The organism is Pararobbsia alpina, assembly GCF_902859895.1.
In the GTDB taxonomy this organism is placed as follows: Bacteria; Pseudomonadota; Gammaproteobacteria; order Burkholderiales; family Burkholderiaceae; genus Pararobbsia; species Pararobbsia alpina.
Genome location: NZ_CADIKM010000014.1, coordinates 107,881 through 129,476 on the forward strand (window position 1 = coordinate 107,881; position 21,596 = coordinate 129,476).

General features: G+C 62.0%; 22 protein-coding genes and 1 pseudogene. 13 read left to right on the top strand and 10 right to left on the bottom strand.

Annotated features, from left to right (window positions below):
• Positions 1-128 precede the first annotated feature (128 nt).
• Positions 129-1,295 (bottom strand): annotated as a pseudogene (locus HV670_RS15910) (XylR family transcriptional regulator); the annotation flags it as partial.
• A gap of 242 nt (positions 1,296-1,537) precedes the next feature.
• Here HV670_RS15910 and xylB point away from each other — a divergent pair.
• The 10 genes from xylB to HV670_RS15960 all read left to right on the top strand — a co-directional run bounded on the left by xylB (position 1,538) and on the right by HV670_RS15960 (position 13,071).
• Positions 1,538-3,010 carry a xylulokinase gene (xylB, locus tag HV670_RS15915; RefSeq protein WP_175105755.1) on the top strand — a complete coding sequence of 491 codons (1,473 nt, stop codon included), beginning with the start codon at positions 1,538-1,540 and terminating at the stop codon, positions 3,008-3,010.
• A gap of 270 nt (positions 3,011-3,280) precedes the next feature.
• Complete coding sequence (xylF, locus tag HV670_RS15920; RefSeq protein WP_175105756.1) at positions 3,281-4,297, top strand: D-xylose ABC transporter substrate-binding protein; 1,017 nt, start codon at positions 3,281-3,283, stop codon at positions 4,295-4,297.
• Between the two features lie 121 nt (positions 4,298-4,418).
• Positions 4,419-5,948: a D-xylose ABC transporter ATP-binding protein gene (gene xylG / locus HV670_RS15925; RefSeq protein ID WP_175105757.1), complete on the top strand. Its 1,530-nt coding sequence runs from the start codon at positions 4,419-4,421 to the stop codon at positions 5,946-5,948.
• Between the two features lie 144 nt (positions 5,949-6,092).
• Entirely contained in the window at positions 6,093-7,235 is a 1,143-nt protein-coding gene (locus HV670_RS15930) for a sugar ABC transporter permease (protein ID WP_175105758.1), read from the top strand.
• A 358-nt stretch (positions 7,236-7,593) separates the two neighbouring features.
• Entirely contained in the window at positions 7,594-8,748 is a 1,155-nt protein-coding gene (locus tag HV670_RS15935; RefSeq protein WP_175105759.1) for an aromatic ring-hydroxylating oxygenase subunit alpha, read from the top strand.
• 72 nt (positions 8,749-8,820) lie between these two features.
• A complete protein-coding gene (locus HV670_RS15940; protein WP_175105760.1) occupies positions 8,821-9,114 on the top strand; it encodes a hypothetical protein in 294 nt (97 codons plus the stop codon).
• Positions 9,115-9,478: 364 nt separating this feature from the next.
• Positions 9,479-10,456 carry an NAD(+) diphosphatase gene (gene nudC, locus HV670_RS15945; RefSeq protein WP_175105761.1) on the top strand — a complete coding sequence of 326 codons (978 nt, stop codon included), beginning with the start codon at positions 9,479-9,481 and terminating at the stop codon, positions 10,454-10,456.
• Between the two features lie 135 nt (positions 10,457-10,591).
• Positions 10,592-11,884, top strand: a complete 1,293-nt coding sequence (locus tag HV670_RS15950; RefSeq protein ID WP_175105762.1) for an MFS transporter — start codon at positions 10,592-10,594, stop codon at positions 11,882-11,884.
• Between the two features lie 24 nt (positions 11,885-11,908).
• Positions 11,909-12,499, top strand: coding sequence for a TetR/AcrR family transcriptional regulator (locus HV670_RS15955; RefSeq protein ID WP_175105763.1), 591 nt, complete (start codon positions 11,909-11,911; stop codon positions 12,497-12,499).
• A gap of 122 nt (positions 12,500-12,621) precedes the next feature.
• Positions 12,622-13,071, top strand: a complete 450-nt coding sequence (locus tag HV670_RS15960) for a MaoC family dehydratase (RefSeq protein WP_175105764.1) — start codon at positions 12,622-12,624, stop codon at positions 13,069-13,071.
• On the opposite strand, the gene HV670_RS31870 is transcribed toward HV670_RS15960, so the two are convergent.
• Entirely contained in the window at positions 13,068-13,202 is a 135-nt protein-coding gene (locus HV670_RS31870; RefSeq protein WP_281362405.1) for a hypothetical protein, read from the bottom strand. The two genes, HV670_RS15960 and HV670_RS31870, sit on opposite strands and share 4 nt — an antisense overlap.
• Positions 13,203-13,373: 171 nt before the next feature.
• Between HV670_RS31870 and HV670_RS15965 the strand changes: the two genes are divergently transcribed.
• Complete coding sequence (locus HV670_RS15965; RefSeq protein ID WP_175105765.1) at positions 13,374-13,604, top strand: hypothetical protein; 231 nt, start codon at positions 13,374-13,376, stop codon at positions 13,602-13,604.
• Here HV670_RS15965 and HV670_RS15970 read toward each other — a convergent pair.
• From HV670_RS15970 to HV670_RS15985, 4 genes are all read right to left on the bottom strand, one after another.
• Complete coding sequence (locus HV670_RS15970) at positions 13,588-14,925, bottom strand: MFS transporter (protein ID WP_175105766.1); 1,338 nt, start codon at positions 14,923-14,925, stop codon at positions 13,588-13,590. The two genes, HV670_RS15965 and HV670_RS15970, sit on opposite strands and share 17 nt — an antisense overlap.
• A gap of 485 nt (positions 14,926-15,410) precedes the next feature.
• On the bottom strand, positions 15,411-15,704 hold the full coding sequence (locus HV670_RS15975; RefSeq protein WP_175105767.1) for a hypothetical protein: 294 nt from the start codon (positions 15,702-15,704) through the stop codon (positions 15,411-15,413).
• A gap of 197 nt (positions 15,705-15,901) precedes the next feature.
• Entirely contained in the window at positions 15,902-17,128 is a 1,227-nt protein-coding gene (locus tag HV670_RS15980) for a type II toxin-antitoxin system HipA family toxin (RefSeq protein WP_175105768.1), read from the bottom strand.
• Positions 17,125-17,430, bottom strand: a complete 306-nt coding sequence (locus HV670_RS15985) for a helix-turn-helix transcriptional regulator (RefSeq protein WP_175105769.1) — start codon at positions 17,428-17,430, stop codon at positions 17,125-17,127. The genes HV670_RS15980 and HV670_RS15985 overlap by 4 nt, the downstream gene beginning before the upstream one ends.
• Before the next feature lie 273 nt (positions 17,431-17,703).
• On the opposite strand from HV670_RS15985, the gene HV670_RS15990 reads away from it, so the two are divergent.
• Positions 17,704-18,339 (top strand): DUF4410 domain-containing protein, encoded by a 636-nt coding sequence (locus HV670_RS15990; RefSeq protein WP_281362407.1) that lies wholly within the window; start codon positions 17,704-17,706, stop codon positions 18,337-18,339.
• A gap of 201 nt (positions 18,340-18,540) precedes the next feature.
• Here the strand turns inward: HV670_RS15990 and HV670_RS31050 are convergent, their stop codons facing one another.
• Positions 18,541-18,918 carry a hypothetical protein gene (locus HV670_RS31050; RefSeq protein ID WP_246257511.1) on the bottom strand — a complete coding sequence of 126 codons (378 nt, stop codon included), beginning with the start codon at positions 18,916-18,918 and terminating at the stop codon, positions 18,541-18,543.
• On the opposite strand from HV670_RS31050, the gene HV670_RS31055 reads away from it, so the two are divergent.
• Entirely contained in the window at positions 18,902-19,108 is a 207-nt protein-coding gene (locus HV670_RS31055; RefSeq protein ID WP_246257514.1) for a hypothetical protein, read from the top strand. The two genes, HV670_RS31050 and HV670_RS31055, sit on opposite strands and share 17 nt — an antisense overlap.
• Positions 19,109-19,250: 142 nt before the next feature.
• Here HV670_RS31055 and HV670_RS16000 read toward each other — a convergent pair whose 3' ends face one another.
• From HV670_RS16000 to HV670_RS16010, 3 genes are all read right to left on the bottom strand, one after another.
• Entirely contained in the window at positions 19,251-20,309 is a 1,059-nt protein-coding gene (locus HV670_RS16000) for an alkene reductase (protein ID WP_175105772.1), read from the bottom strand.
• 104 nt (positions 20,310-20,413) lie between these two features.
• On the bottom strand, positions 20,414-20,710 hold the full coding sequence (locus HV670_RS16005) for an ArsR/SmtB family transcription factor (protein WP_175105773.1): 297 nt from the start codon (positions 20,708-20,710) through the stop codon (positions 20,414-20,416).
• A 164-nt stretch (positions 20,711-20,874) separates the two neighbouring features.
• On the bottom strand, positions 20,875-21,342 hold the full coding sequence (locus tag HV670_RS16010) for a DoxX family protein (protein ID WP_217478437.1): 468 nt from the start codon (positions 21,340-21,342) through the stop codon (positions 20,875-20,877).
• Positions 21,343-21,596 lie beyond the last annotated feature (254 nt).

Here is a 21,596-nt window from a genome sequence, read left to right on the forward strand (position 1 = left end):
GCGACGGGCATCGCGCCTCCAAAGCCCGCCGGCACGGCGGCGCCGGCCGCAACTGTCGCGCCGGAACCGGTCGAGGTCGCCGGCATGGTCGGCGCCGCCGCGAGGGCACCATCGCCCTGCGCGCGCAGTCGTTCCTGGTACTCCTTGGGTGTGCAGTCCAGTTCGCGGCGAAACACTGCGTACATGTACTGCACGGACGTGAAGCCGCAACGGATCGCGACCTCGGCATTCGATACTTCGTTCTTCGCGAGCAGCGCCCGCGCGTGCTCGAGCTTGTGGCGCAGGATCTCCTGATGCACCGTGCGTCCGAGCTCGCGCCGGAAATGCTCTTCGAGCGAAGACCGCGACACACCGACATAGTCGGCGACCTGCTCGGTCTTGATGCCCTGGCATGCGTACTGCCGGATGAAGTGGCGCGCACGCATCACATAGGGACTCGCGAGCGGTTGATGATCCGTCGACTCGAGCACATTGATGCCGACCGGCGGCACCCGAATCACCGTGCCCGGGAAGCGCGCGCCGAGCAGCATCCGGTGCAGCAGATGGGCGGCCGTACGACCCATTTCCTCGGCCCCCTGGATCACGGAGGTGATCGGAATCCGCGTCAGCGTCCGCGTGAGCGGGTCGTTGTCGATACCGACGATCGCCACCTGTTCGGGTACCGGAATATTCGCCTGCATGCACGCCTGGAGCAATTGCCTTGCGCGCGCGTCGGTCACCGCGATCACGCCGACTGGCTTGGGCAGGCCCGCGAGCCACGCTTGCAGCCGTTCGATCGCTTCATGCCAGCTGAGCGCGCTGGTCGGCAGACCGCGATAGACCTCACCCTCGAGCCCGTCGGCCGCGAGCAGCTTGCGAAACGCCTGTTCGCGCTCCTGCGCCCAGCGGTTGGTCGGGCCGTCCGGCAGGCTGTATAGCGCGAAGCGCGGCAGCCCCGCGCCGATCAGGTGATCGTAGGCGAGCTGGACCACCTTCGCATTGTCGGTTGCGATATACGGCACCTTCTCCGGATAGAACGTTGCATCCTCGTACGACGAGCCGATCGCGACGACAGGCAAATCGCAGTCCGACAGCGTCTCCGCGACCGCCGGATCGTCGAAATCGGCGATGATCCCATCGCCGTCCCAATGTTCGATACCGTTCAGGCGGGCCCGGAAATCCTCTTCGAGAAACAAGTCCCATGCGACGCGCGTCGACAAAAGATAATTGCCGATGCCCGTAATGATCTCACGGTCATATATCTTATTTGCGTTGAAGAGTAATGCTATACGGTGTGTCGTTTGCGCTTTCTTCATCGGTATATTTATCGAGAAGCTGCGTTGAGCTGCACGCGCTCATCGATGTCTCCGTCCAGGATTGTCAGGGTTTGCCCGAGGGCGTCCCTGCCAGCTTTGTAATGAAACCTATTGTAGAAGCACAGACAGGATGGCGCGTTGCGAAATGAAGAAACGCCACCTGGGATGGCCGATTTCGTAATTGCCGGATCGGGAATCGACTGTCAGCATAGGTCGCCAATTATCAAGGGGTACTTCGTCTCATGTTTATCGGTATCGATCTCGGCACCTCAGGTGTAAAAGCAGTACTCCTCGACCGTGACGGCCAGGTGCGCGCCAGCGCGACCGCATCCCTGACTGTACAGCGTGCACACCCGCGCTGGTCGGAACAGGCGCCGCAGGCATGGTGGGATGCTTTCGCAAGTGCGCTGGACGGTACGCTCGCGGCGGGCCGCGAAGCGGGCATCGATCCGAAATCCATCGAAGCGATCGGTCTCGCGGGGCAGATGCACGGCGCAACCCTGCTCGATGCGCGCGGCGACGTACTGCGCCCGGCCATTCTCTGGAACGATGGACGCTGCGATATCGAGTGTACCGAACTCGAGGCGGCTGAGCCGAGTTTGCGGGCGGTGACGGGCAATCTGGCCCTGCCGGGCTTTACCGCCCCCAAACTGGCATGGGTTCGCAAGCATGAGCCAGAGGTGTTCGCCCGGATTGCCAAAGTGCTGTTGCCCAAGGATTATCTGCGCTACCGGATGACCGGTCTGTTCGCGAGCGATATGTCCGACTCGGCGGGCACGCTCTGGCTCGACGTCGCGAAGCGCGAGTGGAGTCCCAGGCTGCTGGCCGCCTGCGGGCTCACGGTCGACCATATGCCGGCGTTGTACGAAGGCAATCAGGTGGCCGGCGTGCTGACGCCCGAGATCGCGCGCCGTTTCGGACTCAATGAAATTCCGGTGGCGGCGGGCGGTGGCGACAACGCCGCGGGCGCGATCGGTGTCGGTATTGTCAAGGCGGGCCAGGCGATGCTTTCGCTTGGCACGTCGGGCGTTTATTTCGCGGTGTCCGACGGTTTCGTGTCGAACCCGCTCAAGGCAGTCCACAGCTTTTGTCATGCCTTACCCGACACCTGGCACCTGATGTCGGTGGTTCTCAACGCGGCGGGTTGTGCGGATTTCACGGCGCGCGTGGCGGGCTATCCCGATGTCGCCACGCTGTTTGCCGATGCTGAAGCGAATGCCGCGGGCAGTGGTGCTCCGCCGGTGTGGTTCCTGCCGTACCTGAGCGGCGAGCGCACGCCGCACAACAACACGCGCGCCAAGGGTGTGTTCTTCGGCCTGACGCCGGATACCCAGCGCGCCGATCTCGCGAATGCCACGCTCGAGGGCGTGAGCTTCGCGCTGCAGGACGGTATCGACGTATTGCATGAAGTGCTGAAGCCGACTGAGATTGCCGTGATCGGCGGCGGTTCGCGCAGCGCGTACTGGACGCAGATGCTCGCCGACGTTTCGGGCATGCCGTTGACATTACGCACGGGTGGCGAAGTGGGCCCCGCGCTCGGCGCGGCGCGGCTTGCGCATCTGGCGGTCGAGCCTGCCGCGTCGCTCGAGGCCGTGTGCCCGCAGCCGCCGGTGCTGGCGGTGCGCGAACCGGACCTCAAGCGCCACGCGTACTACCGCGATGAGCGCCGTCCGACCTTCGCGGCGCTGTACAAGGCACTCGAGCCGATTTTTTGAGGGGCGTGGGACCGCAGCAAGTTTATCGAGCGTAGCAGTGCAGTAGCAGGCAGGACCCGCATGGAGGAGAAGCCAGGCAAGAGCCGCAGGCAGGGAGTCAAGTGCAGGGAACATGCAACAAGAGCAAACACGACAAGAGCGGGACGTTGATAGGCGCCGACAGGCGCAAGGAGCCAACGTGATTGAGCGCCGGCAAGGGCGCCGGGCACCGCCACACAGCCAGTACGTACCAACAAGTACAACCATCACCTATCGTCTGGAGTGGAGACAATGAAACTGAACAAATTGCATAGCCTCGTTTGTGGCGCTGTCCTGGCCGGTCTGACGCTTGCGGCGCCCGTCGCTCATGCGAGCAAGGACAAGCCCGAGATCGGCTTCTCGATCGACGATTTGCGTGTCGAACGCTGGGCGCGCGATCGCGACTACTTCATTGCCGCTGCGGAAAAGCTCGGTGCGAAGGTGTCGGTGCAATCGGCCGATGCGAGCGAGGAACGTCAGATCTCGCAGATCGAGAACCTGATCTCGCGCAAGGTCGACGTGATCGTGATCGTGCCGTTCAATTCGAAGGCGCTGGGCAATGTCATCAACGAGGCGCACCAGGCCGGCATCAAGGTCGTCTCCTACGACCGCCTGATCCTCGATTCGGACGTCGACGCGTATATCTCGTTCGACAACGAGAAGGTCGGCGAGATGCAGGCCCAGGGTGTCTACGATGCGCAACCGAAGGGCAACTACTTTCTGCTCGGCGGCGCACCGACCGACAACAACGCGAAGATCCTGCGTGAAGGCCAGTTGAAGATCCTCAAGCCGGCCATCGACAAGGGCGACATCAAGATCGTCGGTCAGCAATGGGTGCCGGAATGGAGCGCTGCAACGGCGCTGCGTATCACGGAAGATGCGCTGACTGCAAACAGCAACAAGATCGACGCGATCGTCGCTTCGAACGACGGCACGGCCGGCGGTGCGATCCAGGCACTCGCCGCGCAGAAACTGGCTGGCACGGTGCCGGTCTCGGGCCAGGATGCCGACCTCGCGGCCGTGAAGCGCGTGATGGCCGGCACCCAGACGATGACGGTCTACAAGCCGCTCAAGCTGATCGCCAGCGAAGCCGCGAAGCTCTCCGTGCAGCTCGCGAAGGGTGAAACGCCGACCTTCACGACCAAGATCGACAATGGCAAGAAGCCGATCGACACGATCCTGCTGACCCCGACGCTGTTGACCAAGGCGAACGCCGATACGGTCGTCAAGGACGGCTTCTATACCCAGGCGCAGGTGTCGGGCAATTGAGGTCGCACGATTGAAGTCCGGGATCTGACGCCCGGACGTTCAAGCGCGTGAGCGCGGCGTGCCCGAGCAATCGGCACGCCGCGTTCTTGTTCGACCTCATGCGATGAAGGAGATGGATCAAGTGAGTACGCCTCTGCTGGAAATGCACGGGATCGCCAAGTCGTTCGGCGGCGTGAAGGCGCTCGATGGGATCGACCTCAAGGTTTCGGCTGGCGAATGTGTCGGCCTGTGCGGGGAAAACGGCGCGGGCAAGTCTACGCTGATGAAGGTGCTGTCGGCGGTCTACCCGTACGGCACCTGGGAAGGCCGGATCCTATGGGAAGGCCAGGAACTCAAGGCCGCGAATGTTCGTGATACCGAACACGCGGGCATCGTGATCATCCATCAGGAATTGATGCTGGTGCCGCAGCTCAGCGTGGCCGAGAACATCTACCTTGGCAACGAAATCACGCTGCCGGGCGGCCGCATGAACTACGGGGCGATGTACCAGGGCGCCGAAGCGCTGCTTGCCGGGCTGAACCTTGCCGGCATCAACGTTGCGCAGCCGGTCATGAACTATGGCGGCGGTCATCAGCAACTGATCGAAATCGCCAAGGCGCTCAACAAGAAAACCAAACTCCTGATTCTCGACGAGCCGTCGTCGTCGCTGACCTCGACCGAGACCGAGACGCTGTTGCGCATCGTGCGTGACCTCAAGAAGAAAGGGGTGGCCTGCGTCTATATCTCGCACAAGCTCGACGAGGTCGAGGCCGTCTGCGACACCGTCAGCGTGATTCGCGATGGCAAGCATGTGGCGACTGCGCCGATGGCCGAGCTCGATCGCGGCAAGATCATCTCGCTGATGGTCGGGCGCGAGATCACGCATCTGTTCCCGAAGGAGCCGCATACGATCGGCGACGTCGTCATGGAGGTCCGGCATGTGACCTGCCAGGACATGACGAACCCCTTGCGTAAGCGCGTCGACGACGTGTCGTTCGAGGTACGCGCGGGCGAGATACTCGGCGTCGCCGGCCTGGTCGGCGCGGGGCGCACCGAGCTCATGCAGGCAGTGTTCGGCGCCTATCCAGGCAATTATGAAGCCGAGGTGCTGCTGCACGGCAAGCCGGTGAAGATCCGCTCGCCGCTCCATGCGCTCGCTGCGGGCATCGCGATGGTGCCTGAAGATCGCAAGCGCCACGGCATCGTGCCGGCGCTCTCGGTCGGCCACAACATCACACTCGCCGTGCTCGACAGGTTTTCGAGCATCGGGCGCATCGATTCGGCGGCCGAGTTCGACACGATCCGTACCGAGATGAAGCGGCTGTCGATCAAGGCGGCCAGCCCCATGCTGTCGATTGCCGACCTTTCGGGCGGCAACCAGCAGAAGGCCGTGCTGACCAAGATGCTGCTGCCCCACCCGAAGGTCGTGATCTTCGACGAACCCACGCGCGGCGTCGATGTCGGCGCGAAGTACGAGATCTACAAGCTCATGTTCGATCTCGCGAAGCGCGGCATGGCCATCGTGATGGTGTCGTCCGAGTTGCCCGAGGTGCTCGGCATCAGCGATCGCGTGCTCGTGATCGGCGAAGGCAAGCTGCGCGGCGACTTCATCAACGAGGGGCTCACGCAGGAGCGCGTGTTGGCGGCAGCGATCGGCAGCGAAGCGGCTTGAAGCTCGGGCTCGATGCGCAAGCCCGAAGCCCAAGCCCAAGCCCGAAGCTCTGGCCCGAAGGATGAGCAGCCCCGCGCTCGATGCAACCGATGACATGTAGGCTCCCCGCGCCAGGCGCGGGAGCCCTAACGAAGGACCGGATCCATGCAAGCACAACGATTCCAACAGTTTTTCTCGCGCTACAAGATCCTCGCGCTGTTGATCGCGATCGCGATCATCTGGGTCTTCTTCGCCTCGCTGACCCACGGCGCCTTCCTGACGCCGCGCAATGTGTCGAACCTGCTGCGGCAGATGTCGATCACGGGGATGCTCGCCTGCGGGATGGTGTTCATCATCATCTCGGGTGAAATCGACTTGTCGGTCGGTTCGCTGCTCGGCTTGCTCGGTGGCGTCGGGGCCATTCTCAACGTGACCCACGGCTGGTCCATCGGCCCGACGATTGCCGTGGTGCTCGTGCTCGGACTGTTGCTCGGCGCGTTCAACGGCTATCTGTCGACCTACCAGCGCATCCCGTCGTTCATCGTCGGGCTGGGCGGGATGCTTGCCTACCGCGGCGTGCTGCTCGGGCTCACGGGTGGATCCACGATCGCGCCGGTGTCCGACTCGTTCGTCGTGATCGGCCAGGGCTATCTACCGCGTCTCGTGGGCGACGGCCTCGCCCTGGTACTGTTCGTGCTGCTCGCCTTCCTCACGATCCGCCAGCGCCGCAGCCGCCAGAAGTATCAGTTGTCAGTCGTGCCGTTCTGGCAGGACATCGCGAAGATCGTCGCCGCGGGGCTGATCCTGCTGGCCTTCATCGCGACGCTCGACAACTACGGCGGCATTCCCGTGCCGGTCTTGCTGCTGCTCGTGCTGCTCGGCGCGTTTTCGTATATGGCGACCCAGACCGTCTTCGGCCGGCGCATTTACGCGGTCGGCTCGAATATGGAGGCGACGCGGCTGTCGGGCGTCAACGTGAACCTCGTGAAGATGACGATCTTCTCGCTGATGGGCCTGATGGCCGCCTTCGCGGGGATGGTCAATACCGCCCGGCTTGCGGCAGGCTCTCCGTCGGCCGGCAGCATGGGCGAACTCGATGCGATCGCCGCCTGCTTTATCGGCGGCACGTCGATGCGCGGCGGTTCGGGCACCGTCTATGGTGCGCTGATCGGTGCGCTCGTCATGGCGAGCCTCGATAACGGCATGTCGATGCTCGATGTGGATGCCTACTGGCAGATGATCGTGAAGGGGACGATTCTCGTGCTCGCCGTTTGGATCGATGTGGTATCCGGGTCGAATCGGCGGTAGGGGTTCACGTCAGACGGTAGATGAACGTGAAGGGGACGATTCTCGTGCTTGCCGTCTGGATCGATGTCGTATCCGGGCTGAATCGGCGGCAGGGGTTCACGTCAGACGGTTCGCTGGTGGTGAGTGGGTGGGCAGTGGCCCGCAGCCTGTTTCCCTGCGCGCATTCGCGTTAGACTTCGTGCAACAGGGTTTGGACACGGCCCGCAGCGCTCGCACCATGGCGCGCGGGTCGATGGTCGTGGCGGTGTGAAACCGGGTGGGTGCGCCGTTTGGCGCACCGAGGGACAGTCGTCGCTCTGGAAATCCGGGAGTCAAGCGCCACAAACCCGCCCCCTATAGCGAAGCGGAGTCGTCCAATATGCACGCAGCCCCCCCGTTGGAAAGTGAATCAGCCGGCTCGGCCAACGACCCACACGCGCCGGTTTCCCATACGCGCGACTTGAGGCGCGTCGATATTCATCCGGATCACTGGTATCCGCTCGCCTGGTCCCACGAGGTCAAGCGCGGCAAGACGCTCGGTGCCTTTTTCGCGGGCGAACCCGTGGTGCTTTTCCGCACGCTTGCGGGGGTCGTTCACGCGCTGGAGGACCGCTGTGCACATCGTCAGGTGCCACTGCATATGGGCGTCGTCGACGGCGATGCGCTGCGCTGTGGATACCATGGCTGGACCTACGATTGTTCGGGCAAATGCATCGATGTGCCCTACCTCGGCAAGGAGCGCTTGCCCAACGGCGTGCGCTCCTATCCGTGCCGTGAGGAACAGGGACTGATCTTCATCTTTCCTGGGGACCCCGCGAAGGCGACCGACGAGGCCTTTCCTTCGCTCGGCTCCGTGGCCGACCCCAAATACAAGACGCGCCGGTTCGGCCGCGAGGTTGCGTGCCACTACAGCTTCATGCACGAAAACCTGATGGACATGAACCATCAGTTTCTGCATCGACGCCAGATGGGTCAGATGCGTGCGCGCTCGCTCGGGCGACGTCGTGGCGACGACTGGGTCGAAGTCGACTACACGTTTGCGCGTGAGGCCGGCAAGCAGCCGATCGGCGAGGCACTCGTGTTCGGCGAGCGGCGCGGCGCGAGCGGAGAGCAGGCGAAGGACGTGATGACGATCCGTACCCAGTATCCCTATCAGAACCTGCGGATCGTCAGCGGCAGTGGCACGCTCGTGATGGAACTTTGGATCTGTTATATCCCGCTGGACAAGGAACAGAGGACCAACCGGACATTCGGATTGCTATCGATCCGCAAGCCGGGCATGCCCGTACTGCTGGATCTTGCATGGCCGCTGCTCGTCTGGTTCACTGAACGTATCTTCAAGGAAGATCGGGCGATCGTCGAACGTGAGCAGGAAGCGCACGATCGTCAGGGCGGCGACTGGAATCATGAGGTCTTTCCTGTCATCAACGAGCTGCGGGCCTTGCTGGTCGAGCGCGGCGCCCCGCCTGTGCGGCTGGTTGACCGAAAGTTTGCGCTATTGCCACATACGGCGATTGCGGAGGCAAGCGCTTGAGCTTGGTGACTTGATCGGGTAGGGTAATTGGTATGGCCCGATCACAACTCTCCACGGATCAGTGAGGAACGTATGCAGATCAACCCGACCGAGTGGTTTCCGCTTGAGCAGCATGAACCGGTGCGCGAAGGCTGGTATGAAGTTCAGCTCGTGAGTGGAGATACTGCGTTTGCGAAATTCGGCGAAGGCAAATGGACGGAAAAGCCGCTGCTCGTCTTCACGCACTGGCGCGGGCTGTCTGCGGATCCGGAGAAGGTGGGCGCGACTGAAACCTTCGATGCCGAAGCGACGGCTGCCGAAGGGGTGCGTGCCGCCTGGAACGCTTTTTTCCCCGGGCTAGGAAGCGATCAGCATAAACCGAACTAGAGTCTCGGAGGGGCTTCTTCGGGAAGCGATTCGACCCAGCTTACCAAGGGCAAGTCCCCCCAGGAGTTCCGGCAACTTTTGAGTTGACGTTATCTGTGCAGATTTTCCCCGTAAGCCAAAGCCGGCTTGCGGGCCGGTTTTGCGAAGCTTCGGCATCGGTGATATTTTATGGCGGCCCCTCGCGGACATTCCCGCACCGTGAGCCATTCACATCGAGTCGAGCCTTGGACCATATCAGATCCCGCATCTGCCACCCCTGCATGGGTCACCCTTGCGTTGGTCATCCCTTCATGCGCAGGACGAGCACCTTTTCCCTTTCCTTTCTTAGCACAGGCGTTTGCGGCCACGGCGGGGTGAGCGCCTGATGCCGCCGTTCGATCGATCTTCCGCCGTCGGCTTCTGTCTCAATCCCTTGAACCGTCTTTCGGAAAGACGCGAGGACGACGCTTTTCTCGACGCCATGCGGCATGCGCCGTCGACACGCTATATGGTGATGGTCGGCGACGTCCCCGTGCTTCGCCAGGTGAGCGATGACGGTGACGGCGGCACCCATGAAGCACTGTTCTCGCACGATGAAGCCGCCGCCCTCGGCGAGCCGGTTCGCGACATCTTTCTCGGCCAGGATCGGAACGGCGCCGCATTGTTCGCCGTCGGGCTTGATACGGCTCGCGCGCAAACGTTGTCAGCCCGTGCCGGACTCGTGCTTGTCGATCTTCGCTCGATCGCGATGCGAGGTCTCGTCACACCGGAGCTGCTCGGCGAGCTCGGCGGGGCGAAGGCCATGCTCGACTGGCACCAGCGTCATCGATTCTGCGCGAACTGCGGCGCGCCAAGCCGGGTCGGTGCCGCCGGGTGGCGTCGCGAATGCGACGCGTGCAACACGCAGCATTTCCCGCGTGTCGATCCCGTGGTCATCATGATGGCGATCGACGGTGATCGTTGCCTGCTCGGCCGGCAGCCGCGATTTCCGCCCGGCATGTATTCGGCGCTGGCCGGCTTTCTCGAACCTGGCGAGACGATCGAGGATGCCGTGCGCCGCGAGATCAAGGAGGAGGCGGGCATCGCGTGCTCACACGTATCGTATTTCGCCTCCCAGCCCTGGCCGTTTCCGTCGTCGCTGATGATCGGCTGCTTCGCGCGTGCGCAGGACACCGAGGTGGTGGTCGACCGGACCGAGCTCGAGGACGCGCGCTGGTTCACGCGTGCCGAGGTGGTCCGGATGCTGGCCGGCACCCATCCCGATGGTTTCAGCGCGCCCAAGCCCTTTGCGATCGCCTACCATTTGCTGAAGGCCTTTGCCGACGACGAACCGCATCTCTTGCCCGATGCCGGCCAAGGTTGAACGCGGTGAATCCAGCGTGAAAGAACGCCGTTGAGCACCGCCTCCTCTATACATGACCCACATCATCTATTGGATAAATGATATGGGTCATGTATTATCCGCTGACCGATCCAGATCGTCAGAGCGAGGGGCGTCATGTTTTCAATACAGGTGTCGACATGGCTCGACCGACGCAAGATTCATTTCGGCTGGGTAGTCGTCTCTGTGGTGTTTCTCACCATGCTCGTCTCGTCGGCGGCGCTGGGCATGCCCGGTGCATTGCTCCAGCCGCTGAGCCGCGAATTCCACTGGAGTACCGAGCAGATTTCATCAGCGCTCGCGGTGCGTTTCGTCCTGTATGGACTGATGGGGCCGTTCTCCGCCATGTTGCTGGATTGGCTCGGCGTCAAGAAGATCGTTTGTTCGGCGCTCGTGCTGATCGGCCTGGGCATGGCGCTCGCCACGGGCATCACCGCACTGTGGCAGCTCGTCGTGCTGTGGGGCATCATGCTCGGCGTGGGCTCGGGCATGACCGCGCTGGTGCTCGCGACCGTGATTTCCAATCGATGGTTCGACAAGCGCAGAGGCCTCGTCGTGGGCATGCTGACCGCGAGTTCGGCGACCGGGCAACTGATGTTCCTGCCGCTCGAAGCCTGGCTGATCGAGCTGTACGGGTGGCGCAGCGCAGTGTTCCCGATTTTCGTCGCCTGCCTCCTGGTCGCCGGTCTTGCCTTCGCATTCCTGCGTGACCGCCCCGAGGATCTCGGCATGTCGGCCTATGGCGCCCCGCGGCCGAGCGGGAATACCGTGCCGGTGGCCAGTCGCCCCCGTTCATTGCTCGAGCCTTTCCGGGTGCTCGCACAGGCCGGTCGGAACGTGAATTTCTGGCTGCTGTTCGGCACGTTCTTCGTTTGCGGGCTGAGTACCAACGGCCTGATCCAGACGCACTTCATTTCGCTGTGCGGCGACTTCGGGCTCGCACCGGTTCCCGCAGCTTCGGTGCTCGCAATGATGGGCGCATTCGACTTCTTCGGCACGATCACATCCGGTTATCTGTCCGACCGCTTTGACAATCGCAAGCTGCTGTTCTGGTACTACGGACTGCGCGGCCTGTCGCTGTTCTGGCTGCCGCACTCGAATTTCACACTATACGGTTTGTCGATCTTCGCCCTGTTCTATGGCCTGGACTGGGTGGCCACCGTGCCGCCGACGGTCAAGCTGACTACCACGACGTTCGGCAAGGAGCACGGCGGCATGGTGTTCGGCTGGGTATTCGCGGGGCATCAGCTCGGTGCCGCAGCCGCGGCATATGGAGCCGGCATGTCGCGCACCTTCCTGTTGACGTATTCGCCGGCGGTCTATGCGGCCGGCGCGGCCTGCCTGATTGCGGCCGCCGTTACCTTTGCGATTCGCCGGCCCGCACGCGCGCCCGTGGCCGCCATCTCATGATTTTCGACCGAGCAGGAAGTTGCCATGCCGCGCGTTTCCCGTGAACAGACCGACAAGAACCGTCTCGCGATCGAGGCTGCCTCCGCACGCCTGTTCAAGCAATACGGCATCAATGGCGTATCCGTATCCGACATCATGGCGGCGGCGGGACTCACGCATGGTGGGTTCTACGGGCATTTCGAATCGAAGGACGAGTTGGCCGCCATCGCCTGCGCCCAGTCGTTCGAACAATCCGTCGCGCGCTGGAAGGCCCTGATCAAGGACGATCTCGACGAAGCCGCACTGGTCGGAGCACTTGCCGATCACTACCTCAACGAACGTCAGCGCGACGAACCGGGCCTCGGGTGTCCGGTAACAGGGCTAGCTACCGATGCGGGCCGCGAACCGGATGACAAGCCTGTGCGCAAGGTCTACGCGCAGGGTCTCAAGTCGCTGATCGACGTATTGATGTCGTTTTCGAGGGCACGTCAGTCAAAGGCGATACGCCAGCGCGCACTGGCCCGCATGTCGATGCTGGTCGGTGCGCTCACGCTCGCGCGTGCGGTGCACGGAGACCCGTTGTCGGACGAGATACTCATGGCGGCGCGCGAATCCCTACGAGCCGCTGCCAAGTAGCGCAGATCTCGCGATTGTGGCTGTTCATGGGCGATCGTATAATTCGCCAATGAACAATCTGCCGACCTCGGCGAAGTGTGGACGAGGTCCGGCATCGCCACCGGGACAGGGGACAGGGCCATATGATCGTTGAGCAGTTTTTCGAGGATTACACGATTGGGTTTGCGCGCAAGACTTTAGGGCGCACGATTACCGAGACGGACATCGTCATTCACGCTGGGCAGACCGGCGACTTCTTTCCGCATCACATGGATGCCGAATGGTGTGCGACGCAGGAGTTCAAGCAGCGCATCGCACATGGCACCCTGATCTTCAGCATCGGCATCGGCATGACCGCGGGATCGATCAACCCGCGCGCGATGTCATCGGGCTATGACCGGCTGCGCTTTATCCGGCCGGTCTTCATCGGCGACACAATTCGCGTCAGTGCGACGATCTCCGAAAAGCGCGACCACCCAAAACGCACGACACACGGCGTGGTACTCGAGAAGATAGAAGTGTTCAACCAACGTGATGAAACCGTCATGGCGTGCGAGCACATCTATATCGTCGAGCGCCGGTCCGGGGTTTAACCCTGCTCGTAGGCGTCCCTCAGGGCCCGGAGGTCAAGCTTGATCATCTTGAGCAGGGCTTCCATGACGCGTTGCTCCTTTGCCGCATAGGGGTCCTGCAGCATGTCCCGCAGCGCGGTGGTTTTAGTCACAATGGTTCGGCAAAATCATCTTCGACACGTTTTGCATACAATGACAGACAGGTGTTTGCGCCGGTGGAGATGGTGATAAACATGCGCCCACTTACACGCCGGCGAAAGCGGACGTGTTCGATGAGGCAAACCAAACATTGGCGACCCAACTAAAGCATCTCACGACATCAGATGTACAAAGACTTACCTGCTTATCGGAGTGCTGAAGAACTGTCGTTCGCGTTCTCACTGCTCATGCTGCAGCCTTTGTCGCGCGCCGAGGCCGCGATTCTCTTCGAGGAGTTGTGGAACGAGGCGAACGCGGCGGCAACCGCCTGCCTCGAAGACGGGGCCGCGTTCTCGTATATCGAGCTATTGAAGGACATGGACCGGCGCTGGCGCCACGTCAGGACCTTGCACTAGGCACTGCGCGATTCGGCGCGGGGCGCGCAGCGCTTCTTGCCTGGCCGAGTGCGAGCAGCAGGATCACGCCGATCATGCCCGAGGCCGCGAGCGCATACATGCCCGCGCTACTGGTACCTGCGGCGTGCTCGGCATAGGTCTTGACGTTCGGTGCGAAGAAGCCGCCCAGGTTGCCGATCGAGTTGATCAAAGCGATGCCGCCTGCTGCGGCGGCACCGCCGAGATAGGCGGTCGGCAGGGCCCAGAACAGCGGCTGGACACTGACAAAGCCGACCGTCGCAAAGCAGAAGGCGATGACCCCGGGAACGGGCGTCGAGCACATTGCCGATATGGCAATGCCGAGCGCGGCAACCAGCAGCATGCCGGCACACCAAAGACGGTGATGTCCGATCCGGTCAGCGAGACGCGTGACAATCAGTGTGCCGACGATCGCGACGAGCCATGGAATCGCGGTAACGAATCCGACCAGCGTACCGACATGGCCACCCATCAGGGCGGCGATGCGCGTGGGCAGATAGAACACGACGCCATACACGGCAATCTGCACGACAAAGTAGATCAGCGTCAGATACAGAACACGCCTGTCGTGCAGCGCTGCCCATACCGAAGCCGGGCCGTGCGTACGCTTGTGTTCGTCTTCGTCTTTCAGTGTCTTGACAAGCGCCTCGCGCTGGGCAGGCTCGAGCCAATGCGCGAGTGCGGGCCGGTCGGTCAGGTAGAAGTACGCGACGATGCCGATCACCGAGGCCGCGAGACCTTCGACGATGAACAGCCATTGCCACGAATGCAGGCCCAGCGGCGCGGTCGCGTCGAGCAGCATGCCCGATAGTGGGCTGCCGACGAGGAAGGCGAGCGGAAAGCCCGTGTAGAACACGCCTATTGACTGCGCGCGTGCGTTGACCGGAAACCAGTTTGAAAGGAACAGGATGATGCCCGGAAAAAACCCCGCCTCGGCGATGCCGAGCACGAAGCGCAGCACATAGAAGCTCGTCGAATCGTGCACGAGCGCCGTGCCGGCGGCGATGATGCCCCATGTGATCATGATGCGGCTCATCCAGATCCGCGCACCGAGCCGGTACATGATCAGGTTGCTCGGGATTTCGAAGATCGCATAGCCGACGAAGAACACGCCGGCTCCGAACGCGAAGGCCACGTCACCGATACCCACATCCGCCTGGAGAACGTTTTTTGCAAAGCCGACGTTCGCGCGATCGAGGAAGGCGAGCAGATACATGAGGAGGAGGAAGGGTAACAACCTCCAGCGTGCCTTGCGGACAGCGAGTCCGAGCGCTGGGCTCGGCAAAGGAAGCGTGCCGCTCATGACGATGTCTCCGGTTTTTTGTCGGCTCGCCAGGACTCGTGTCCCGGGATGCCTTTTATGGCTCCCCCTAGTGTGCAAAATAATGGAGTAAAAGACCACTGAAGATATCGAATCAGGCGATTCGTATTGGCTATCGCCTTGTCGAAAGGCTGCGCATACGGGGGCTGCGCGTACTGGGCTCTTGCGCCGAAGCGAAGGGCGCACGCCTGTCCGGCCGGAGAGGGTAGCGCCTTATGCCGAGAATTCAGCTTGCGCCGTCGACCAGGCTTCCTGCCACCAAGCGTTCATGGTCCCTCCCGACAAGCATGGCCGGATTGAGGGTGATCGTAACTCGGGGGGAACGTGCGAGGGGAAAAACTGCGTGGCCAGGCGGGTGACCGTGGTTTCGCGTGGGTGCCGGGCAAGCCGGCGTGCGGAACAGGGCTGACGTCAGCCCTGAGGCTTGCCGGCACGCGTATCTTGCCGGCAGCGATGGCACACGGCGATCAGTAGTGGTCGTAGTGGCGATGGTCGTAGTGATGATGGTGGTGCGCAGACCATTCATCGTGTCCCCACCAGCGACGACCGTCCCAGTAACGGTTGTCGTGCCATCCGATCACGACCATCGGCGCGGGATACGCGACGACAGCACGCGGTGCGACATACATTGGCGCGGGTGCGACATAAACCGGCGCGGGAATGCCGATGTTCAAACCAACGTTGACACCAGCCGAGGCAGCTTGCGAGGCGGCAAGGACTAGTGCGCCGATCGCTGAAACAATCAGAAATTTCGTTTTCATTACAACCTTCTCCAAGAGACGACGATTGGAGTTTACGAGATGAACCCTACCGTTGTATTACAAAGCCGGTAACAAATCTAACAGGGTCGCGAAAAAACTACGGAAGATTACCTTGCGTTCCCTTCATACGTCCTTCATGTACCGGATGTTATGAAACTCCGGTCGGTACAGATCGAATTCCCGCGATGGCATTTTCGTCAGGTCATGCGGCTTCGATCCGCGTCGATCTGCCTGGCCAGGGACAGCACGGTATTGCGGCGAATGGCGAAGTCCCGGGCACGTACCTTGAGTTCGCCCGCGGCCTGCGTAATGCGTTCGATTATCGCGCTGCATGCTGTCCTGTCGAGGCCGGACTGGTCCGACAGCTTGAGCAGGTCGGCTCGGGACGGTGCAAGGCCTTCGCCGCAGATATCCATCTGATGTTCGCCGCCGGGCCCTTCGCAATACGTCAGGTCGTACGCGGGCGACAGGCGCCAACGACCATCCCTCGCCAGGCGAAACGAGAAGTTTTTCGCATGATCGTCGCGATTGTGGAAAACGACGTTGAACACACATCGCTCATAGGCCTTGACCACCTCACGTTCATCGTGCGTGAGGAAGCGGGTCAATCGCAGGAACGTCGTGTAGTCGACCGATGAGGGGATGCGGAAATTCGCATTCATCGCACCGGCCAGGGTATGCGTGGGTACACGCTGGCCAGCATCGCGATCGAATCTTGCGATCCCGAATGCCGCGAGTCTCGTATCCAGATCGAAGTACTCGGTGTCCGGCATGTCGAGCCCGCATTGCCTCGCCATTGCGCCGTAGAGTGCCTCGACCGCGCACACTTCCTTGTGCTCGTTCGCGGCCTGGAACTTGATGAGCCATGGCACCCCCGCGCCGAACTCGCTCGCCGACATCCGCGCACTGGTGCGGTCATAGTTCAGCAGCACCTTGGGTCGCGCGCCATGTGGCGAGCCGCCGATTGCAGCGAGATGGCGCAGCACCTCGAGGCTGCCGTCGACCGCTGCGCCGCGCGCTTCTTTCGCGAGCGTCAGCAATTGGACATCCTCGTCTTCGAGCGGATCTTCCGCGGACGGCTCGAACACGAGGGCGCCCATCGCGCGCTCGCCGATGAATGCGAGACGTGTGAGCGGAGACAGTCGCGCGGGATGGCGCCCCATCTTGCGGAACAGCCGGTCCATGATGAACATGCCCCATCCGTCCGGCAGCGCGTCAGCCACCAGACCCGGCAAGCGGAATTGATAGTCGGGGAAGCCTGTGTAGGCTTCGGCTCGCAATTTCAGCTTGAGCGGCGAGAGCTCGAGTCCCCGTTGCAGGGCCTCAGGCGTGTACTGGAAAACGAGGTCCGCACCGTTGTCAGCCAGCTGGCCGAGCGTGAAGCGTTCCTGCCACCCGGCGTAGACCACGTCCAGCCGGTTCATGAGCGTGGGCCCGACGCGCGCACACGCTTCACGCTCGCGTCCTCGAGCGCCTTGATCGATATCGGCTTGAAAACGAAGAGTTCGGACAGATCCTCGACGAGACCTAACGCCATGACGATGCGAAGCATGGAATCGAGGGTCGCCTGCCCCTTCTTCTCCAGATTGCGCACGGTCCCTTCGGACACGCCCGCGCGTGCCGCGAGTTCGGTCTGCAGGAGGTTCTGGGCGAGGCGATGCAGGCGCAGGCGAGCACCCAGTTCACGTCCTATTTCGTCTGATGTCGCGAGCGTAAGCGATAACATATTGCTTGTTGAGGCCATTTTTTGCAGATTAACAGCAATATGATATTGCTTGTTACCTCACTGGGTCAAATTCTTGGCAACCGTACCGGCAAAAGTTTATTGTTTAATGAAGATTTTTGCCTTTAAGCAGCAATTTTCTAATGCTTAATTTTAATCTTATCTGCCGGGGGGCGGTGCGGGACCTGCCGAGTTAGGATGTGGACCTTGACGCGATGATCGTGGAGGTGGTCCATGGCGCTTCGATGGTTGCAGGTCGTCTTGACGGCGGGATGGATGAGTCTGGCAGCGACAGCCAGCCATGGAGCCGAGGGTGTACCGGCGCCGGCCGTTTCTCCTCCCGTCTATGTTTCCGATTTCGATCTCGACGTGAGCGACGTCAAGCCCGACAGCGGGCGCGTGCAGCAGGCGCGACGTCTTGCCGGCGGACTTTTGCCGCACGGGCCGTTGCATTCGCAGGAGGATCCTCAGGCGCATGCGCGCGAGATCATCGAGGAGATGTCCGAAGCGCTGACCGCCGATCTGACGAAGGCCGGTGTCGACGTGCATCGGCTCGCACCGGGCGCTTCCGTACCCGCGAACGGGTGGCAAGTTCGCGGCGTGTTCCTCAGCGTCGATGAGGGCAACCGGATGCGGCGCGCGGTAGTGGGCTTCGGGGCAGGGCAGGGAGATCTGCAGGTCGCCGTGGCGATCGATGACCTGTCCAAGGCGGGCCGGACCCCGCTCTACGAAAATGTCGAGAGCGAAACCAAGGATAAGCCCGGCGCTGTCATCAAGCTCAATCCCTACGTCATCGCCGCCAAGTTCGTCCTCTCCGGTCGCGACGAACACGCGATGATCAAGAACGCCGCGCAGCAGATCTCGGATGCCACGGTCCAGCGCATCCGGGGTAACGACGCGGTGCAGAAGTAAGGGTGCATGGCGATGAGGGGGCGCCTGTCGGAGGCCTCCTGGCGTGCCGATCGACCTCGCCGAGCCATGGCAAACACCAGGCACTGCATTCGCAGGGCGTTTCTTACGCGAAAATTAACGGTATATACTGTTTATGCCGTTAACTTCGCAGGGGACGACATTGAACGAACCGAAGCTCAAGGCGCCGACCAGGAAGGTCTTTCACTTCCCGAAGAGTGACGGTGCGAAAATTGTTGCGAACGGAGGCAGTGCGACGTCCGTCACCTCAAAGCCGGTCAAGCGTTCGCGCGCCGCGGTCAGCAAGAAGGCCGCCGCGGTTGCGGTGAGGGGGACATCCGCCACGACGTCAACCGCCTCCAGGCCGGCGCCGAAAAAGGCGCTTGCCCGGAAGGCGGCGCTCAGGAAAGCTGCTACGGGGAACGCCGCTGCCAGATCCGCCGGCAAGCCGGCGAGCAGGAAGTCGAGCCCGAAGAAATCAGCCGTGACGAAAGGCGCCGCTGAAGCGGCGAAGACCGATGCCGCGCCGGCCGAGAAGGCCAAGCGAGAAAAGAAGGAAAAGGTCGTGCGCGACAGCTTCACGATGCCGAAGTCGGACTACGCGAAGATCGCGACGCTCAAACAGAGGTGCCTCGACGCTGGCATTCACGTCAAGAAAAGCGAATTGCTGCGCGCTGGCCTGGCGTTGCTCGAAGGCGCTTCCGAGAAGCGTCTCGCGGCTGCCCTGTCCGACCTCGAAACGGTCAAGACGGGCCGCCCGGCGAAAAACTAGGCCAGTTTGCACACGACCGACGAGATTCGCCTGAGTGCGATGCCCCGTCGGTCGTGTTGTGTATCCGGTTTGGCTTGCACATCGACGTGCCTGGAGCACCACATCTCGTGTTGCTCCAGGCCGCGCTGTGTACCACTCGGGCTCAGGCAGTCTTCAGCGCGGGATAGTCGGTATAACCCTTCGCGCCTTCCGAGTAGAAGGTTTCGGACACCCACTCGTTGAGCGGGGCGTCGATCTTGAGACGCTGCGGCAGGTCCGGGTTCGCGATGAACAGCTTGCCGAACGCGACCGCATCGGCGTCGCCGCTGTCGAGCCGTTGCTGCGCGGTGGCCTTCGTGAATTTCTCGTTCACGATATACGGGCCGCCGAAGAGCTTCTTGAGTTCCGGTCCAAGGCTATCCGAGCCGACGGCTTCACGCGCGCAGATAAACGCGATCTTGCGCTTGGCGAGTTCCCTGGCGACATAGCCGAAGGTCCCGAGCGGATCCGAATCGCCCATCGAATGCGCATCGCGACGCGGTGCGAGGTGCATGCCGACGCGGTTCGCGCCCCACACTTCGATGCATGCGTCGGTGACTTCGAGCAACAGGCGAGCGCGGTTTTCGATCGGACCGCCGTATGCATCGGTACGCTTGTTCGTGCTGTCCTGCAGGAACTGATCGAGCAGATAACCGTTCGCACCATGGATCTCGACGCCGTCGAAGCCGGCGGCCTTCGCATTTTCCGCGCCTTTCTTGTAGGCCGCGACGACGCCCGGCAGTTCGCCGATATCGAGTGCACGCGGCGTGACATAGGGTTTCTCGGGGCGCACGAGGCTGACATGGCCTTGGGGGGCGATGGCAGTCGGTGCAACCGGCAGATCGCCGTCAAGGAAGATCGGATCGGAGATGCGGCCAACATGCCAGAGTTGCATGAAGATCCGGCCACCGGCTTCGTGGACTGCGCGGGTGATGACCTTCCAGCCTTCGACTTGCTCGTCGGACCAGATTCCCGGCGTATCGGCATAGCCGACGCCTTGCGGCATCACCGACGTTGCTTCGCTCAGGATCAGGCCGGCCGATGCGCGTTCAGCGTAGTACTGTGCCATCAGCGTGTTCGGCAGGCGTTGCTTGCCGGCACGTTGACGCGTGAGCGGCGCCATGATGATGCGGTTTTTCAGCGTGAGGTCGCCGATTTGAATCGGGTCGAAAAGGTCTGGCATTTAAAGCGCTCCGTAACAGGCAGTGAGACAGTGGGGATCGGTCGGCAATGTGATGGCCTGTCATGGCCGTGCGGGTCGATCGTTTTCAAGTCGTGCTTCTGGCCTTAGAGGCCGGTATTCATTTGGGCAATAAAGGCCTGGATCACATCTTCATTGCGCCGGAAATAGATCCATTGGCCGACGCGCGTCGAGCTGACGAGTCCGGCTCGCTGCAGCGTCGCGAGATGGGCGGAGACGGTCGACTGGGACAGTCCGCAGCGCGCGTCGATGTGCCCGGCGCATACGCCGTTCGCAAGCGAATGTGCCTGTTCGGGGAAATACCGCGACGGCTCCTTCAGCCAGGCGAGAATGTCTCGTCGGAGAGGATTGGCCAACGCTTTGTGAATCGCGTCGATGTCCATGGGGGGCGGCTGCTTTCCGGGGAGCGGCGCAGGCCGTGCATATCGTCTAAGTCCGAATTATATATCGGAAATATACGATATTTTCGGAGACACTGTTGGTGGTATGGAATAGCGCAGCGTGCCGGCGATCGCGGCGCCAAGCAGGCGCGATCGCCGGCCCGGCATCACGCGAAAATTCGCTTTGTCGCGGCACCGCGCAGATGCGCAATCGCGATGCAGACCAGCCCGCCGACATAGCTGATGTGTTCCGACACGATCTCCTTTTCCTGGAATGCCGCAAGTCCGGTCATTCGCCAGAACGGGTGGGCGAGCGGGATGGTCATCAACGTGAAAACCGCGAGCACGCCCGCGCCGATTACGAGCCCCCGGCCCGAGATGACCAGCGCGGACCCGCCGAGCAGGACAATGATCGAGGCGATCGTGAACGGCACGGCCGGCTGCAGGCCGAAGTGGTTCATCTCCGCAATGCCGCTATTGAAGTCCAGCAGCTTCGCGAAGCCGTTCGCCCAGAACATGAACGTCAACACAATTCGTCCGGCAAGCATCAGCCATCCAGACTTTCCCAACGTCGTTTCGTCTGCTCGCATGGTCAGCAAGCCCCCGATCCGCCGCGAGGAAGTGGTGCCCTCCATTTTTGCCATCTCGGTTTTACATAGTTCACGTTCGTGTTCATCTCGTTTAAGCAAAATAAGGAGCCTTGTGCAATCCAATCCCGTTTGCCGTCACGGGTGAGATGCAAGTGTCTGTGTTGAACCATCCAAGGACGAGTGCGGCGTATTCGTCTCGCCGGTCTGACTTCCCGGTGAGGGTGACATGACGTCAGCGAGCCCACCTCCAGTTGCGAGAAAGAGGCCGACCGTCTGAACATAGCGCGTCGTTCGGGCCT

Excerpts from the sequence above, each read along its gene's own strand:
- xylB (WP_175105755.1), top strand. The coding sequence starts at position 1,538 with ATGTTTATCGGTATCGATCTCGGCACCTCAGGTGTAAAAGCAGTACTC.
- xylF (WP_175105756.1), top strand. The coding sequence starts at position 3,281 with ATGAAACTGAACAAATTGCATAGCCTCGTTTGTGGCGCTGTCCTGGCC.
- HV670_RS15930 (WP_175105758.1), top strand. The coding sequence starts at position 6,093 with ATGCAAGCACAACGATTCCAACAGTTTTTCTCGCGCTACAAGATCCTC.
- HV670_RS15935 (WP_175105759.1), top strand. The coding sequence starts at position 7,594 with ATGCACGCAGCCCCCCCGTTGGAAAGTGAATCAGCCGGCTCGGCCAAC.
- HV670_RS15940 (WP_175105760.1), top strand. The coding sequence starts at position 8,821 with ATGCAGATCAACCCGACCGAGTGGTTTCCGCTTGAGCAGCATGAACCG.
- nudC (WP_175105761.1), top strand. The coding sequence starts at position 9,479 with ATGCCGCCGTTCGATCGATCTTCCGCCGTCGGCTTCTGTCTCAATCCC.
- HV670_RS15950 (WP_175105762.1), top strand. The coding sequence starts at position 10,592 with ATGTTTTCAATACAGGTGTCGACATGGCTCGACCGACGCAAGATTCAT.
- HV670_RS15955 (WP_175105763.1), top strand. The coding sequence starts at position 11,909 with ATGCCGCGCGTTTCCCGTGAACAGACCGACAAGAACCGTCTCGCGATC.
- HV670_RS15960 (WP_175105764.1), top strand. The coding sequence starts at position 12,622 with ATGATCGTTGAGCAGTTTTTCGAGGATTACACGATTGGGTTTGCGCGC.
- HV670_RS15965 (WP_175105765.1), top strand. The coding sequence starts at position 13,374 with ATGTACAAAGACTTACCTGCTTATCGGAGTGCTGAAGAACTGTCGTTC.
- HV670_RS15970 (WP_175105766.1), bottom strand. The coding sequence starts at position 14,925 with ATGAGCGGCACGCTTCCTTTGCCGAGCCCAGCGCTCGGACTCGCTGTC.
- HV670_RS15975 (WP_175105767.1), bottom strand. The coding sequence starts at position 15,704 with ATGAAAACGAAATTTCTGATTGTTTCAGCGATCGGCGCACTAGTCCTT.
- HV670_RS15980 (WP_175105768.1), bottom strand. The coding sequence starts at position 17,128 with ATGAACCGGCTGGACGTGGTCTACGCCGGGTGGCAGGAACGCTTCACG.
- HV670_RS15985 (WP_175105769.1), bottom strand. The coding sequence starts at position 17,430 with ATGTTATCGCTTACGCTCGCGACATCAGACGAAATAGGACGTGAACTG.
- HV670_RS15990 (WP_281362407.1), top strand. The coding sequence starts at position 17,704 with ATGAGTCTGGCAGCGACAGCCAGCCATGGAGCCGAGGGTGTACCGGCG.
- HV670_RS16000 (WP_175105772.1), bottom strand. The coding sequence starts at position 20,309 with ATGCCAGACCTTTTCGACCCGATTCAAATCGGCGACCTCACGCTGAAA.
- HV670_RS16005 (WP_175105773.1), bottom strand. The coding sequence starts at position 20,710 with ATGGACATCGACGCGATTCACAAAGCGTTGGCCAATCCTCTCCGACGA.
- HV670_RS16010 (WP_217478437.1), bottom strand. The coding sequence starts at position 21,342 with ATGGAGGGCACCACTTCCTCGCGGCGGATCGGGGGCTTGCTGACCATG.